General features: G+C 68.2%; 14 protein-coding genes and 1 riboswitch. Of the genes, 7 read left to right on the plus strand and 7 right to left on the minus strand.

What is annotated here, in order from left to right:
* Window positions 1–82: 82 nt before the first annotated feature.
* Both ACZ6SF_RS11320 and ACZ6SF_RS11325 read left to right on the plus strand, forming a co-directional pair.
* Complete coding sequence (locus ACZ6SF_RS11320; protein WP_466061940.1) at window positions 83–1,222, plus strand: class II histone deacetylase; 1,140 nt, start codon at window positions 83–85, stop codon at window positions 1,220–1,222.
* 101 nt (window positions 1,223–1,323) lie between these two features.
* Window positions 1,324–1,707 carry a nuclear transport factor 2 family protein gene (locus ACZ6SF_RS11325; RefSeq protein ID WP_466061941.1) on the plus strand — a complete coding sequence of 128 codons (384 nt, stop codon included), beginning with the start codon at window positions 1,324–1,326 and terminating at the stop codon, window positions 1,705–1,707.
* Between the two features lie 76 nt (window positions 1,708–1,783).
* Here ACZ6SF_RS11325 and ACZ6SF_RS11330 read toward each other — a convergent pair whose 3' ends face one another.
* The 3 genes from ACZ6SF_RS11330 to thiD all read right to left on the minus strand — a co-directional run bounded on the left by ACZ6SF_RS11330 (window position 1,784) and on the right by thiD (window position 6,420).
* Window positions 1,784–3,901: a glycosyltransferase family 39 protein gene (locus ACZ6SF_RS11330; protein ID WP_466061942.1), complete on the minus strand. Its 2,118-nt coding sequence runs from the start codon at window positions 3,899–3,901 to the stop codon at window positions 1,784–1,786.
* Window positions 3,898–5,151 (minus strand): bifunctional glycosyltransferase family 2/GtrA family protein, encoded by a 1,254-nt coding sequence (locus ACZ6SF_RS11335; RefSeq protein WP_466061943.1) that lies wholly within the window; start codon window positions 5,149–5,151, stop codon window positions 3,898–3,900. Before ACZ6SF_RS11335 ends, ACZ6SF_RS11330 begins: the two co-directional genes overlap by 4 nt.
* Window positions 5,152–5,583: 432 nt before the next feature.
* Entirely contained in the window at window positions 5,584–6,420 is an 837-nt protein-coding gene (gene thiD, locus ACZ6SF_RS11340; RefSeq protein ID WP_466061944.1) for a bifunctional hydroxymethylpyrimidine kinase/phosphomethylpyrimidine kinase, read from the minus strand.
* Between the two features lie 179 nt (window positions 6,421–6,599).
* Here thiD and ACZ6SF_RS11345 point away from each other — a divergent pair, with 179 nt between their 5' ends.
* Window positions 6,600–6,788, plus strand: coding sequence for a YegP family protein (locus ACZ6SF_RS11345; protein WP_466061945.1), 189 nt, complete (start codon window positions 6,600–6,602; stop codon window positions 6,786–6,788).
* A 63-nt stretch (window positions 6,789–6,851) separates the two neighbouring features.
* On the opposite strand, the gene ACZ6SF_RS11350 is transcribed toward ACZ6SF_RS11345, so the two are convergent.
* The gene (locus tag ACZ6SF_RS11350; RefSeq protein WP_466061946.1) at window positions 6,852–7,406 is read right to left on the minus strand and encodes a TetR/AcrR family transcriptional regulator; all 555 of its coding nucleotides are present in this window, start codon (window positions 7,404–7,406) and stop codon (window positions 6,852–6,854) included.
* A gap of 31 nt (window positions 7,407–7,437) precedes the next feature.
* On the opposite strand from ACZ6SF_RS11350, the gene ACZ6SF_RS11355 reads away from it, so the two are divergent.
* Window positions 7,438–8,685, plus strand: coding sequence for a KasA/KasB family beta-ketoacyl-ACP synthase (locus tag ACZ6SF_RS11355; protein WP_466061947.1), 1,248 nt, complete (start codon window positions 7,438–7,440; stop codon window positions 8,683–8,685).
* Window positions 8,686–8,757: 72 nt separating this feature from the next.
* Here ACZ6SF_RS11355 and ACZ6SF_RS11360 read toward each other — a convergent pair whose 3' ends face one another.
* Window positions 8,758–9,111, minus strand: a complete 354-nt coding sequence (locus ACZ6SF_RS11360) for a nuclear transport factor 2 family protein (RefSeq protein WP_466061948.1) — start codon at window positions 9,109–9,111, stop codon at window positions 8,758–8,760.
* Between the two features lie 124 nt (window positions 9,112–9,235).
* Between ACZ6SF_RS11360 and ACZ6SF_RS11365 the strand changes: the two genes are divergently transcribed.
* Window positions 9,236–10,006 carry a helix-turn-helix domain-containing protein gene (locus ACZ6SF_RS11365; protein WP_466062259.1) on the plus strand — a complete coding sequence of 257 codons (771 nt, stop codon included), beginning with the start codon at window positions 9,236–9,238 and terminating at the stop codon, window positions 10,004–10,006.
* A 127-nt stretch (window positions 10,007–10,133) separates the two neighbouring features.
* On the plus strand, window positions 10,134–10,757 hold the full coding sequence (locus ACZ6SF_RS11370; protein ID WP_466061949.1) for an NAD(P)-dependent oxidoreductase: 624 nt from the start codon (window positions 10,134–10,136) through the stop codon (window positions 10,755–10,757).
* A gap of 94 nt (window positions 10,758–10,851) precedes the next feature.
* Here the strand turns inward: ACZ6SF_RS11370 and thiC are convergent, their stop codons facing one another.
* Complete coding sequence (gene thiC / locus ACZ6SF_RS11375) at window positions 10,852–12,480, minus strand: phosphomethylpyrimidine synthase ThiC (protein ID WP_466061950.1); 1,629 nt, start codon at window positions 12,478–12,480, stop codon at window positions 10,852–10,854.
* A riboswitch (TPP riboswitch) is annotated at window positions 12,471–12,597 on the minus strand. (Overlaps the previous gene by 10 nt.)
* Before the next feature lie 122 nt (window positions 12,598–12,719).
* Here thiC and ACZ6SF_RS11380 point away from each other — a divergent pair.
* Window positions 12,720–13,298: a Uma2 family endonuclease gene (locus tag ACZ6SF_RS11380; RefSeq protein WP_466061951.1), complete on the plus strand. Its 579-nt coding sequence runs from the start codon at window positions 12,720–12,722 to the stop codon at window positions 13,296–13,298.
* Window positions 13,299–13,343: 45 nt separating this feature from the next.
* On the opposite strand, the gene ACZ6SF_RS11385 is transcribed toward ACZ6SF_RS11380, so the two are convergent.
* The gene (locus ACZ6SF_RS11385; RefSeq protein WP_466061952.1) at window positions 13,344–14,177 is read right to left on the minus strand and encodes an exodeoxyribonuclease III; all 834 of its coding nucleotides are present in this window, start codon (window positions 14,175–14,177) and stop codon (window positions 13,344–13,346) included.
* Window positions 14,178–14,448 lie beyond the last annotated feature (271 nt).

Here is a 14,448-nt window from a genome sequence, read left to right on the forward strand (position 1 = left end):
TCGATAAGCGCGCGTGATCGCTCGATTGCGCGATATTTGCCGTCCGGCGCCCCCTCGGCTCGCCGGCGTTAGGAGCTCGACCATGACCATCGGCTACGTCTGGAATACCGTCTACGGGTGGGTCGACACCGGTTCGGGGAGTCTGTTCCCCTCCGACGCGACCACCGGCCTCCAACCCATCGCACACCATCTCGCCCATCCGGACACCAAACGCCGCTTCCACGAACTGGTCGCCGTATCCGGCCTACTCGACCGATTGCGGGAAGTGCGGGCGGTTCCCGCCACCGAGGAAGACATCCTGCGGGTGCATGCCGCCGAACATCTCGCGCGGATCCAGGCGGAGAGCCTGCTGCCGAAGGGCGGTGACGCCGGTGACGGATGCTCGCCGTTCGGGAAAGGCGGCTACGAGATCGCGGCGCTGTCGGCCGGCGGCGCGATCCAGCTCGTCTCGCAGGTGGTGGCCGGCACGATCGATACCGGGTACGCGCTGGTGAATCCGCCCGGGCACCACGCGACCCGCGCGTCCGGGATGGGCTTCTGCGTTTTCAACAATGTCTCGGTGGCCGCCGCGTACGCCAAGGCGGTGCTGGGGCTGGAGCGGATCGCCATCGTCGACTGGGATGTGCACCACGGCAACGGCACTCAGGACATCTGGTACAGCGATCCCTCGGTGCTCACCGTATCGCTGCACCAGCATCTGTGTTTCCCGCCGAATTCGGGATTCCGGGAAGAACGCGGCACCGGCGCGGGCGAGGGGTACTCGATCAATATCCCGCTACCGCCCGGCAGCGGCGACGCGGCGTATCTGTACGCGCTGGCGGAGGCGGTGGTCCCGGCGCTGCGCGCGTTCCGGCCCGAACTGGTGATCGTCGCGTCCGGATTCGACGCGAGCATGATGGACCCGCTGGCCCGCCAGATGGTCACCAGTGCCGGGTTCGCGCAGCTCACACGGTGGATGCTGGATCTCGCCGCCGAACTGTGCGAGGGGCGGATCGCGTTCGTGCAGGAGGGCGGTTACAGCCCGTACTACGTGCCGTTCTGCGGAGTGGCCGTGCTGCGCGAATTGCTCGGCGACCCACACGAACCCGATCCCTACACGCCGATCGTCAGCACGCAGGGCGGTGACGTTCTCCTCGACCACGAGGCCGCCGCCGTCCGGGCCGCTGTCGCGATCCCCGGTGCGGTCGCGAGCGAGGGGGATCGCGCGATCACAGTCGGATGACGTTCCGCTTTCGGGAGCGCGGGGCGCGGGAAGGTCCACTAACCTTGGCTCGCACTTCGAAAAACCTTCCCTACCTGGGAAACTCAGCAAGGAGATAGTGGATGTCGGCTGTTCGGAAAATGGTGGAGGAATACTACGGTCTGATCGATTCCGGTCGATTGGCCGACGCTGCCGCGCTGATGACCGACGATGTGAAACTCACCTTCGCCAATGCCGAGCCGGTGACCGGTCGCGATACCGCCACCGCGTCCATCCAGTTCGTCCTCGACCAGTGCGACAAGATCGAACACAAAGTGGTCCACTGGATCGAACCGCATCCGCCGGTCGACGGAATCACCGAGGTCGTCTTCGAGATCCGGATCCACTACTGGCTGAAGAACGGTAAAGAGGTCGATATCCCGGGCGCGGTGTACGCGACCATCGATGCCGACACCCTGTTCACCGAACAGCGTCTCTACGGCGACCTCACCGAGGTGTTCGCCTGAATCGGTAGGGCTCGGAACGAAAAACCGACGGCTCGGACCACAGCGGTCCGAGCCGTCGGTCTACGCGGGTGCGGAATTACTTCGGCGCGGTCAGGTCGTAGACCGTCACCCCGTCCACCTCTTTCGAGGTGAAATTCTGCTGGACCCATTCGGTGATGGCGGAGGTGGTGGCCTGCCGTCCGCCGGGTCCGCCGCCGCTGCCGCTGCCGCCGAGGAAATAGTGGATCTGCCCTGACTCCACGTACTGCTGGAACTGTTCCAGCGTCGGTGAGGGATCGCTGCCGTTGAATCCGCCGACCGGCATCACCGGCAGTTCGGTGGCGAGCTGGTAACCGGCCGCGCTGTTGGAGGCGATGGTGGCGGCGGCCCAGGTGTAGTCCGCGCCGTCCTCCTTCAGCAGCGCCACCAGGGCGTCGCTGGGGCGGCTGGCGCCCATCACCCCGCCGCCGGGACCGCCCATACCACCACGGCGACCGTCCTGGCCCGCGGCGTTCCCGTCGCCGAGGCCCATTCCGCCGTCGGGCATCCCGTCGGTTCCTGGTACGGCATCCTGACCGCCATCGGTACCCGGCACGCCGCCGCCCGTTCCGGGCATACCGCCCGGCCCGGTGCCCATACCGGGCGTCCCGCCCTGATTACCGGGCATCCCGGGCATTCCGCCGTCCATACCGGGGCCGCCGTCCCGCATACCCGGGGGACGCATCCCCCCGAACATTCCGTTACTCGGCCCGGCGGTCGGAATCGGGCCGTTGTGGGCCGAATTCAGGGTGTCGACCGTATAGGCGACCGGTCCGCTCAGACCGACCACACCGGCCAGTACCGCGGCCGCCACGGCCGATTTGCCCGGTAGCCGGACCAGCAGCGCGAGGGTGGCGACGATACCGCCGGCCAGGATCGCCCAGCGCAGCCACGGCACAAAATCGGCGGTACGCGAGAGCAGCAGCCACGCCGTCGCGGTGGTCAGGCCCACCGCCGCCGCGGCGAGCAGCCGCACCCACCAGCGAGACCGGTTACGCCAGTAGGACACCGCGCCGATACCCACGAGCGCCGCGATCGCCGGCGCCAGCGCCACCGTGTAGTACTGGTGGAAGATCCCGGCCATGAAGCTGAACACCAGGCCGGTCACCAGCAGCCAGCCACCCCAGAGCAGCACCTGTGCCCGGGGGCCGTCGGTGCGGGCGGCCCGGCCGCGCAGCAGTAGTCCGGCGACCAGCGCGACCAGCGCGGCGGGAATCAGCCAGGCGATCTGCCCGCCCTGCATCTGATCGAACATCCGGGTGATCCCGGTCTGTCCCCACATACCGTTACCGCCCGGCGGCAGTTCCCCGCCCGGCCCGACACTGCCGGTCTCGTTACCGTTCAACCGGCCGAGGCCGTTGTAGCCCAGGGTCAGTTCGATGATCGAGTTGTTCTGCGAACCACCGATATACGGGCGGGAATCGGCGGGCCACAGTTCCACCGCCAGCAGCCACCAACCCGCCGCCGCCACCATCGCGGCGCCCGCCGCGAACAGTTGCGCGATCCGTTTACCCAGTTTCGGTGGGCCCGCGAACAGGTACACCAGGGCCAGCACCGGCACGACGAGCATCACCTGCAACTGCTTGGCCAGGAACCCGAAGCCGATACAGGCTCCGGTGAGCACCAGCCAGCGCCAGCGGCCGTCATCGAGTGCCCGCATCATCGCCCACACCGCGGCGACCATCAGCAGCACCAGCAGCGCGTCGGGATTGTTGAAACGGAACATCAGCGCGAAAACCGGTGTCGCGGCCAATACCAGACCGGCCAGGAGTCCCGCGGCGGGTCCGAACGAGCGCCGCACCGTCGCCCACACCAGCGCCACCGTGGCGATACCCAGCAGCACCTGCGGAACCAGCATGCTCCAGCTACTCAGCCCGAACACCCGCACCGACAGTTCCATCACCCACAGCGAGGCGGGCGGTTTGTCCACGGTGATGGAGTTCGCGGCGTCGGAAGAACCGAAGAAGAACGCCTTCCAGGACACCGAACCGGCCTGTACCGCGGCCGAATAGAACGAGTTGGCCCAGCCGTTGGCGCTCAGGTTGTAGAGATAGGAGAGCGCCGTGGCCAGCAGCAGCGCCGCCAGCGCCGGAAACTCCCAGCGCGGCCGCGCCGGTCGGGAGCCGGCAGCAGGTGCCGGCGCGGCGGAAGGCGGATTCGTGACAAGGGTCGTCATCGGGTGGGCTCCTCGGTGTCGATGGCGGGGCGGCCGGCCTCACGGAACACCCAGCGCAGTCCCACGAACCGCATCAGGGTGGCGATCAGGTTGGCCACGACCAGGACGAACAGTTCGAGTTGCACCGGGGCGCCCGGCGCCCAGCGATGCAGTGCGAACAGCGAACCGCTGGTGACCAGCAATCCGAAACCGAAGATCAGCAACCCCTGGAAATGGTGCGAGGCCATATCCCGCTGCCCGCGCACCCCGAACGTGAAGGCGCGGTTCGCGGCGGTATTGGCCACCGCCGTGATCAACAGGGCTCCGAAATTGGCGATCTGCGCCCCGGCCCACGGCTGCATCAGCACATACAGCAGCATGTAGGCGAGGGTGGAAGCGACGCCGACCGCAGCGAACCGGATCAGCTGACCCACCATCCCGAGCGGCACCCCCGGCACCAGCGGTTCCCGGCCCACCGCGTGCCTGATCTCGGCCAGCGGCAACGCGCCCGTGGCCAGCGCCCGGCCCAGACGCCAGATACCGCGCAGATCCTTGCGGGCGGTATCGACGATATCGACCCGGCTGTCCGGATCGTCGATCCAATCCACCGGCACCTCGTGGATCCGCAGGCCCGCGCGCTCGGCGATCACCAGCAGTTCGGTATCGAAGAACCACTCCCCGTCCTGTACCAGCGGCAGCAGCTTACGCGCCACCTCGGTGCGGATCGCCTTGAATCCGCACTGGGCGTCGGAGAAGCCCGCCCGCAGCGACGCCTTCAACAGCAGGTTGTAGGAGCGCGAGATGAACTCACGCTTCGGCCCCCGCACCACCCGCGAAGCGGCGTTGAGCCGGGAGCCGATCGCCAGATCCGAATGGCCCGAAACCAGCGGCGCGATCAGCGGGAGCAGCGCATTGAGATCGGTGGACAGGTCGACATCCATATACGCGACGACCTGCGCGTCCGACTCCAGCCACACCGTCCGCAACGCCCGGCCCCGGCCCTTGGCGTCCAGATGCACCACCCGGACGCCGTCCAGTTCGGCGGCCAGCAGCTCGGCGACCGCGAGGGTGGCATCGGTGCTGGCGTTATCGGCGATGGTGATCCGGGCGGGGAACGGGAACCCGTCTCCCAGATAGGAATGGAGCCGGCGCACACATACGCCGAGATCGGTCTCTTCGTTGTAGACGGGGACGACCACATCGAGCACGGGTGGCGGCGAGGCGGCGTCCGCGTATTCCACCGGTCCGGCGGCGGTCACGGTCTGGGTCATGGTGACCACAGTCGGCCCGCCCGCTGGGGCCACCCTCCAGCCAACCTGTGAACCTGCTGTGTTGTTGGAGCGGCTCCGCCGCTCGAGGGCGGGGCCCTATTAACCCCGGTTCTTCACTCCCGGCGGTCGGTCGCTGCGCTCCCTCCCTCTGGTCGCTCCAGAACCGGGGCGGGCCCCGCCCTGGCGGGGGCGACCGTTTGGGAAAATGTTGGTGGTCGGGTGTTGCGACCATCGGGGCGGTGGGTCGGATTCTCGATCGGACCTCGTTGTCCGGGCTCACGCCGTTGTGAGTGGTGTCTCGAGATGCATTCAGTATGCGCGGGGGGTCCGACAGATTCGGTCAGGAAGGGAACCGGGGCGGGGAGCCCGGCCACCGATCTGCCCCCGGTCCGAACCGGGGGTGAAATGGTTCGGCCCGCGCCTGCTGTCACATTACAACCGCCAGAAGGGGGAGACGGGGCCGTGGCCTTTGCCGAGGTCGTAGGAGGCTTCCAGGCTGCGGCGGGTCCATTCCTTGGCGAACTCGAACGCCTCGGGGACGGTGTAGTCGTGGGCGAGGGCGCAGGCGAGCGCGGCGGCTAGGGTGTCGCCGCCGCCGTGGTCGTTTCCGGTGACGATGCGGTCGGCGTCGAACTCCAGGAAGCGTTCGCCGTCGAACAGCAGGTCGGTGCTGGTGGGGGCGGATCGCATATGGCCGCCCTTCACCACGACCCACTGCGGTCCGAGGGCGTGCAGGGCCTCGGCGGCGGTGCGGGCGGTGGCACGGTCGGTGACCTCCACACCGGTGAGCAACCGGACCTCGTCCAGGTTGGGGGTGACGATGGTGGCCAGCGGGAACAGGGTGTAGCGGACGGCGTCGAGCGCTTCGGTGTGCAGGAGCGGGTCACCGTGCATGGAGGCGGCCACCGGGTCGACGACCAGTGGTACCGCCGAATCGCGTCCGATCCCGACCTCGCGGCATACTCCGGCCACCGCCTCGATGATGTCGCTGGACGCGAGCATCCCGGTTTTCGCGGCTCCCACGCCGATATCGTCGGCCACGCACCGCACCTGATCGGCCACCACCTGCGGGGGGATCTCGTGGAATCCGCTGACCCCGACCGAGTTCTGCACGGTCACCGCCGCGACCGCCACCAGGGCGTGCACTCCGCACAGCGCCATGGTCCGGGTATCGGCCTGGATCCCGGCGCCGCCCCCGGAGTCGGTGCCGGCGATGGTGAGGACCCGGGGCGGGGTCTGTCCGGTGGGGGTCAACGGCAAGAGCTTCACGGCACAACTGTATGTGGCGTGTTCGAAGAGCGGAGCCGCCGCCCGATACCGGCCCGGCCGCGCGGTCGCGTTCGCCCAACGATGCGCCGGCGCGTCCGCGTGTCTGCGCAAGGCTGTGCGGGAGCGGTCGTATTCTGCGGCTGACCAGGCTATATCCAGCTCATGAAGCGGAGGAAGTCATGGCAGCCAAGTTCGAGCTCTATTCCGATGCCGCGGGTAAGTTCCGCTGGCGGCTCAAGGCGGGTAACGGTGAGACCATCGCCGCGAGCCAGGCCTACGAAACCAAGGATTCCGCCAAGAAGGGCATCGCCTCGGTGCAGTCGAATGCCCCGGCCGCCCAGCTGGTCGATCAGACCGCGGGGTCCTGAACGTCGGTTCCGCCGGTCTCCGGCCCACACCGGCCGGGGACCGCGGTACCGGCTTCACGTTGCTCAACGTATGGACTGGTCGATCAGGCGCCGGGCCGCGCGGTCGGCGCGTTCGTGATCGCCGGTGATGGTCCGGTCCTGCAGGATGCCGCGGAGTCCGGAGACGAGCAGTGTGGCGGCGACGGCGGGGTCCTCGGTGCCGAGTCGGCGTAGTTCGCCGGTGAGAGTGGAGACGAACTCGGCGATCGCCTGGTCCGCGTAGCGGATATAGGGGCCGTGGGGTGCGCAGGCCGCGCCCAGTACCTGCAGCATCACCGTGACGCTCGGGGCGTCGGGGCCGGCGGTATTGGATTGCCAGAAGTCCCACATCCGGTCGCGCAGCCCGGCGGCGTCGCCGATACCGGAGAAGACCTCGGTCAGGTCGGGGCGGTGGCTGGTCAGGGCTTGGACCAGCAGTTCCTCCTTGGTGCCGAAGTAGTAGATCAGCATGCGCGAACTGGTGCCGAGCGCCGCGGCCAACGGGCGCAGGGAGAGGTCCGCGAGGCCGTGCTCGGCGATATAGCGCACCACCGCGTCGAGGAGTTCGGCGCGTTTGGCGTGGTCGAGTGGGCGGGCCATGGGTTGACTGTAGCGAACGGTACAGGTATTCATGGACACCGTGACTGTACCGATCGCTACAGAAACTCGGACCGGGGCGGTGCTGACCGCCTACGCGGCCGCCACCTCGCTCGCCGACGATATGGACGACACCTGGGCGCGCCTGCTCGCCGGGCAGTCCGGGATCAGCACCCTCGACGACGATTTCGTCGCCGAATACGACCTCCCGGTCCGGATAGGTGGCAAGCTCACCGCGCATCCCGGCGCCGGTCTCACCCGGGTCGAACAGCGCCGGCACTCCTACGTCGAACAACTCGCCCTGGTTCTGGGCCGGCGGGTATGGCGGGCCGCCGGTGAGCCCGAGGTGGAAGGCGAACGGCTCGCGGTCTGTATCGGCACCGGGCTGGGCGGCGGCGACGCGCTGATCGATGCCGTCGACGCCATGCGCGCCGGGGGCTATCGCAAGGTATCGCCCATGTCGGTGCCGATGGTCATGCCCAACGGCCCGGCCGCGGCGGTGAGCCTCGAAATCGGGGCGAAAGCGGGTGTTTTCGCGCCGGTCTCGGCCTGCTCGTCCGGGACCGAGGCCATCGCGCACGCCTGGCGGCTGATCGTCACGGGGGAGGCGGATGTGGTGGTGGCCGGCGGCGTCGAGGGGCATATCCACGCGGTGCCGATCGCGAGTTTCGCGATGATGCGGGCCATGAGCACCCGCAACGACGCGCCCGCGGCGGCCTCACGACCGTTCGACCGGGACCGGGACGGGTTCGTTTTCGGTGAGGCCGGGGCGCTGGTCGTGCTCGAATCCGAGCGGCACGCCCGCGCCCGGGGCGCCCGGATCCACGCGCGGGTGCTCGGCACGGGGATCACCTCCGACGCCTTCCATATCGTGGCGTCCGATCCGGCCGGCGCCGGGGCCGCCCGCGCCATGCGTAAGGCGATCGCCACCGCGGGGCTGGAACCGGCCGATATCCAGCATGTCAACGCGCACGCCACCTCGACATCCATCGGCGACGCGTCCGAGGCCGCCGCCATCGGCGCCGTCACCCCGGACGCTTCGGTCTACGCCCCGAAATCGGCACTCGGGCATTCCATCGGCGCGGTCGGTGCGCTCGAAACCGTCCTCACCGCCCTCACGCTGCGTGAACAGACGGTGCCGCCGACCCTCAATCTGGACAACCCGGACGCCGCACTGGATATCGTGCACGGGTCGCCCCGGGCCCAGCGCATCGACCACGCGCTCACGAACTCGTTCGGGTTCGGGGGCCACAACGTCACCCTCGCGCTCGGCCGGGCCTGATGCCGGAGTGTGGCCGCCGGGTTGTTCGGCGCGCCGCACGCCCCGGCGGCCGGCCCGCTCGAACCCCCGGTCTCAGCCCGGGACCTTGTCCAGGAAGCCCAGGACCGTATCGATGCGGCCCCGCTCGTCGGTGACGACCACGTCGAAGCCGATAATCACCGGTTCGGCCCCGGCCGGGCCCAGACCCCACTGGAACCGGATCTGCCGGTGATGCGCGTCCGGCTCACCGACCTGCGTGAACACGAACCCCGGGAACTGGTCGTGGATCGCGCCGATGGTGGCGCCGATCGCCTCGGCGCCCACGGCTTCGGCGAGCGGGTCGGTGTAGGTGGCCTCCGGCGTCCAGTGCCGGGCCAGCAACGCGGTGCGCGCCGCGGCGTCGGTGGTGTTCCAGGTCTCCAGGTAGGCGGTGACGGTGTCGCTCATCGGATTGTCCTCTCGGGGTTGTGAACTCGACGCACACAGCTTCTCCGGGATCCGGCGTCGCGGCGATTACCCGCGAGGTAATGGGATCGTTTACCGTGACCGATACGCTGGGTCCGTGGTGACGATGGAGACCGAACCCTCGGTGGGCGGGCTGCTGCGGTCGTGGCGGGAGCGGCGCCGGATGAGTCAGCTGCAGCTCGCCGCCCAGGCCGAGGTGTCGACGCGGCATCTGAGCTTCCTGGAAACCGGCCGGTCGCGGCCGACCCGGGAAATGCTGGAGCGGCTGGCCGCCCATCTGGAGGTGCCGCTGCGCGAACGCAACGAACTGCTGCTGTCGGCCGGTTTCGCGCCGGGATACGGCCAGCGGGATGTGAACGCGCCCGAATTGCGCGCGGTGATGGACGCCTTCCGGGTACTGCTCGACGCTCATATGCCGCATCCGGCGCTGGTGCTGGACCGCTGGTGGGACGTGGTCGACCGCAATACCGCCACCGATGTGCTGCTCGAGGGCTGCGCGCCGGAAGTGCTCGAGCCGCCGGTCAACGCCATCCGGATCTCCCTGCACCCGGACGGTCTCGCACCCCGGATCCGCAATCTCGCCCAATGGCGCGGGCATCTGCTGGGCCAGGTCCGCGGCCGTTACGAATCCACCGGTGACCAGCGACTGAAGGCGCTGCTGGACGAGGTCTCGGCCTATCCGTACCGGGAGGACGGTGGCACGGCGCGCGCCGATGTGGTGATTCCGCTGCGACTGCGGGTGGGGGAGGCGGAACTCTCCTTCTTCAGCATCACCGCGCAGGCCATGTCGGCCACCGACGTGACCGTCGACGAACTGCATATCGAAGCCTTCTACCCGGCCGACGAGGCGACGATCCGGGCGCTGCGGCCCGGCTGAACGCACCCACGTGGCCCGGTAGACGCTCGCTTATGTCCTCGAGCGTTCGAGCGATGTTCCGTCTCGCTCCGTGTTGCTGTACTGGATTCAGCCCAGAAACAGCAGCTTTCGAGAGTCAGGAGCAGTTATGCGAATCGCGGTCTTCGGAGCCACCGGAACGGTCGGACGGCATGTGGTGGACCAGGCGTTGGCACGCGGATACGAGGTCACCGCGCTCACCCGCGACGCGAGCCGGATCGACCGGTCGCGCGAGGGGTTGCGCATCGTCGAGGGCGATGTGCTCGACCCGGCGGCGGTCGAGCGGGCGGTAATCGGACAGGACGCGGTCGTCGTGGTCCTCGGCAACGGACGCAAGGGCCTGGTGCGGGCGGAAGGCACCCGCACGGTGATCGAGGCGATGAACCGGACCGGGGTGAAACGGCTGGTCTGCCAGTCCACCCTCGGCGCCGGCGACAGCCGGGCCAACCTGAACTTCCTGTGGAAATACATCATGTTCGGCCTGCTGTTGCGTCCGGCCTACGCCGACCATCAGCAGCAGGAAATCCATGTGCGCGCCAGCGACCTGGATTGGACGATCGTGCGGCCCAGCGCCTTCACCGACGGTCCCCGCACCGGCACCTACCGGCGCGGCTTCGGCGGCGACGAGGCCGGCCTGAGCCTGAAGATCGCCCGCGCCGATATCGCGGAATTCCTCCTGGACCAGGTCACCGATCGGACCTACGTACACCAGGCTCCGGGCATCTCCCACTGACCGCCGGTGGTGGCGCGGACGGTCGCGGCACCCGCCGGGACCCACAGAGCCCGCCCGGTCACCATGATCGGGCGGGCTCTGTTGTGATTGCTCGCTAGGTGGTGAGCGGCAGATACACTCGCTTACCGGTATCGGCGAATTCGGCGGACTTCTCCGCCATTCCCGCCTCGATGGCCTCCACATCGGTCAGGTTGTGCCGTTCGGCGTATTCGCGCACATCCGCCGAAATCCGCATCGAGCAGAATTTCGGGCCGCACATCGAGCAGAAATGCGCAGTTTTCGCCGGTTCCGCGGGCAGTGTTTCGTCGTGATACTCGCGGGCGGTATCCGGGTCGAGGGACAGGGCGAACTGGTCGTGCCAGCGGAATTCGAAACGCGCCTTGGACAATTCGTCGTCGCGCCGCTGCGCGTGCGGATGCCCCTTGGCCAGATCGGCGGCATGCGCGGCGATCTTGTACGTGATCACCCCGGTTTTCACATCGTCGCGATTCGGCAGGCCCAGGTGTTCTTTCGGGGTCACGTAGCACAGCATCGCCGTACCGGCCCGGGCGATCATCGCCGCGCCGATGGCCGACGTGATGTGGTCGTAGGCGGGCGCGATATCAGTGGCCAGCGGGCCGAGGGTGTAGAAGGGCGCCTCCTCGCACAGTTCCTCCTCCAGCCGCACGTTCTCCTCGATCTTGTGCATCGGCACATGCCCCGGACCCTCGATCATCACCTGCACCCCGTGCGATTTCGCGATCTTCGTGAGCTCGCCGAGGGTGCGGAGTTCGGCGAACTGCGCCTCGTCGTTGGCATCGGCGATCGAGCCGGGACGCAGGCCGTCGCCCAGCGAGAAGGTCACGTCGTAACGGGCCAGGATCTCGCAGAGCTCGTCGAAATGCTCGTACAGGAACGACTCCCGGTGATGTGCCAGACACCAGGCCGCCATGATCGAACCGCCCCGCGACACGATCCCGGTGACCCGTTTCGCGGTGAGCGGCACATAGCGCAGCAGTACGCCCGCGTGCACGGTCATATAGTCGACACCCTGTTCGCACTGCTCGATCACGGTATCCCGGTACAGCTCCCAGGTCAGGGCGGCCGGATCGCCGTTCACCTTCTCCAGCGCCTGATAGATCGGCACCGTGCCCACCGGTACCGGCGAATTGCGCAGAATCCACTCCCGGGTCTCGTGGATGTTCTTGCCGGTGGACAGATCCATGATGGTGTCGGCGCCCCAGCGGGTGGCCCACACCATCTTCTCCACCTCCTCGGCGATCGACGACGAGACCGCCGAATTGCCGATATTGGCGTTGATCTTCACCAGGAACTTCTTGCCGATCACGGTCGGTTCGAGTTCGGGATGCCGGTGGTTGGCCGGGATCACCGCACGACCCGCGGCGACCTCCGCCCGCACCAGTTCCGGTTCCACCCCCTCCCGCGCGGCGATGAACCGCATCTCCGCGGTCACCACGCCCGCCCGCGCCCACGCCAACTGGGTGCGGGGCCCGGGAAGATCCGGTTTCGGCCAGCTGTCGCGCACTGCGGGCAGCCCGGCTTCCAGATCGATGGCGGCGGATTCGTCGGTGTACGGCCCCGAGGTGTCGTACACATCGAAATGGTCGCCGTTGGTGAGGCCGATCCGGCGCACCGGAATGCGCAGACCGTCCGTCTCCCGATAGTGCTTGACGCTGCCCTCGATCGGACCCGTGGTCACGGAATCGACAGGTGTGCTCGTCATACTTGCCTCCCTACGCCGGCATTACCCGGTCAGGTTCATACGGTCGACGGCCCTGAACGCCCGATCTGGGCTAGCCGTCCTCTCAGCCCGCTGGTGCGAGCCCCCGTTGCGTGTGAAATTTTCCCCCCGACTGTAATTTGGAGGCGCTCCGCGCCTCGAGGGCGGGGTGTTCTTTCGTTCGGTGGGGTCGGGTGGGTGTTCGGTGCGGACTTCGGGGGTGCGGGCGATAGGGTCTAACGGTGACGCTCTCGCATGGATCGCTGATGACCGTGGGCGAGTTCGAGGAACTCGACGCCGCGGCACAGCGGATTTCCGATGGGTTGCGGCTGGAGTACTTGAACGGACTGCTGGCGGCGAAATCGCGACCGGACGTCAATCACAGCCGGGTCGTGCAATGGCTGGCCCGGTTCCTGGTGCCCCGCCGATCCGAGCTGTGGCTGTTCGCCGACCGGGGCCTGCGGGCCGGTCGCGGCGGCGGCAGCCGGGTCCGGCCGGACGCGATCCTCGCGCCCGCGTCGGCATTCGCGGGCGAAGGCGAATGGTCGGATCCGCAGCCGGTGTTCATGACGATCGAGATCACGTCCCGGGCCCAGCACACCGAACTGCGGGACCGGCTCGACAAACCGTTCCTCTACGCGGCGACCGGGATCCCGCTCTACTTCCTCATCGACCGCGGCGCGGCGGAGGCCAGCGTGTACAGCGAACCCGAAGACGGTCGATACGCCAGCAAGGTCACCGTCCCGTTCGGTACCGATATCGAGTTCCCGGAACCGCTCGGCACCTTCCTCGCCACCGACCCCCTCGCGGACTGGCTGTAGGCGCTCTCGACCCGGCCCTTTCGGGCCGGGTGACAGCGGCCGGGTTCAGCCCTGCCCGTCGGCGGCGATATCGAATTCGGCGATCACCGGCGCGTGGTCGCTGGCGCCCTTGCCCTTGCGTTCCTCCCGGTCCACCCCCGCGTCGGTCACCGTGGCCGACAGCGCCGGCGACGCGAGCACGAAATCGATCCGCATCCCCTCCTTGCGAGGGAACCGCAGCTGGGTGTAATCCCAGTACGTGTAGACGCCGGGGCCCGGAGCGAACGGTCGCATCACATCGGCGAAACCGGTCTCGGTGATCGCGCGGAAGGCATCGCGTTCGGGCCCGGAAACGTGGGTTCTGCCGTCGAAGAACTCCATCGACCACACATCGTCGTCGGTGGGCGCGATATTCCAATCTCCCACCAGCGCGGTCTTGGCCGCCGGATCGTCGGCCAGCCAGCGCGCGGCGTTATCGCGCAGCGCGGCCAGCCACTCCAGCTTGTACTCGTAGTGCGGATCGGTCAGTGCACGGCCGTTGGGCACATACAGGCTCCAGACCCGGACCCCGCCACAGGTCGCCCCCAGCGCCCGCGCCTCCACGGTGGGCGTGGTGATCAGCGCATCGGCGGCATCCCGGTCGAAACCGGGCTGACCGGGAAACCCGATCTCCACCTCCTCGAGCCCCACCCGGGACGCGATCGCCACCCCGTTCCACTGGTTCAGCCCCACATGGGCGACCTCGTACCCGGCCTCCGCGAAGCGCTCGAACGGGAACTGATCGTCGCGGCATTTGGTCTCCTGCAGGGCCACCACGTCGATGTCCTGGCGATCCAGCCAGGCCAGCATCCGGTCCTGCCGGGAGCGGATCGAATTGACATTCCAGGTAGCCAGTCGCACGAAAGAAGTATCTTCGAAGCGACTCCACCGCTCGAGGGCGGGGAGGTAATTCTGGAGGGCTGTAATTTTGGAGCGGCTCCGCCGCTCGAGGGCGGGGCCCTATTAACCCCGGTTCTTCACTCCCGGCGGTCGGTCGCTGCGCTCCCTCCCTCTGGTCGCTGCAGAACCGGGGCGGGCCCCGCCCTGGGGAGGAGACCTTGTGGAGGAGGTGGTGGGTATCTACGTGCTAGCGGGGGGGATGGGGCCGGGTGTCTGCGGGATGTGGGGTTGC

The sequence above is a fragment of the Nocardia sp. NPDC049935 genome (genome assembly GCF_055586645.1).

Bases quoted from the DNA above. Each gene is read 5' to 3' on its own strand.
- ACZ6SF_RS11320 (WP_466061940.1), top strand. From the start codon at position 83: ATGACCATCGGCTACGTCTGGAATACCGTCTACGGGTGGGTCGACACC.
- ACZ6SF_RS11325 (WP_466061941.1), top strand. From the start codon at position 1,324: ATGTCGGCTGTTCGGAAAATGGTGGAGGAATACTACGGTCTGATCGAT.
- ACZ6SF_RS11330 (WP_466061942.1), bottom strand. From the start codon at position 3,901: ATGACGACCCTTGTCACGAATCCGCCTTCCGCCGCGCCGGCACCTGCT.
- ACZ6SF_RS11335 (WP_466061943.1), bottom strand. From the start codon at position 5,151: ATGACCCAGACCGTGACCGCCGCCGGACCGGTGGAATACGCGGACGCC.
- ACZ6SF_RS11345 (WP_466061945.1), top strand. From the start codon at position 6,600: ATGGCAGCCAAGTTCGAGCTCTATTCCGATGCCGCGGGTAAGTTCCGC.
- ACZ6SF_RS11350 (WP_466061946.1), bottom strand. From the start codon at position 7,406: ATGGCCCGCCCACTCGACCACGCCAAACGCGCCGAACTCCTCGACGCG.
- ACZ6SF_RS11355 (WP_466061947.1), top strand. From the start codon at position 7,438: ATGGACACCGTGACTGTACCGATCGCTACAGAAACTCGGACCGGGGCG.
- ACZ6SF_RS11360 (WP_466061948.1), bottom strand. From the start codon at position 9,111: ATGAGCGACACCGTCACCGCCTACCTGGAGACCTGGAACACCACCGAC.
- ACZ6SF_RS11365 (WP_466062259.1), top strand. From the start codon at position 9,236: ATGGAGACCGAACCCTCGGTGGGCGGGCTGCTGCGGTCGTGGCGGGAG.
- ACZ6SF_RS11370 (WP_466061949.1), top strand. From the start codon at position 10,134: ATGCGAATCGCGGTCTTCGGAGCCACCGGAACGGTCGGACGGCATGTG.
- thiC (WP_466061950.1), bottom strand. From the start codon at position 12,480: ATGACGAGCACACCTGTCGATTCCGTGACCACGGGTCCGATCGAGGGC.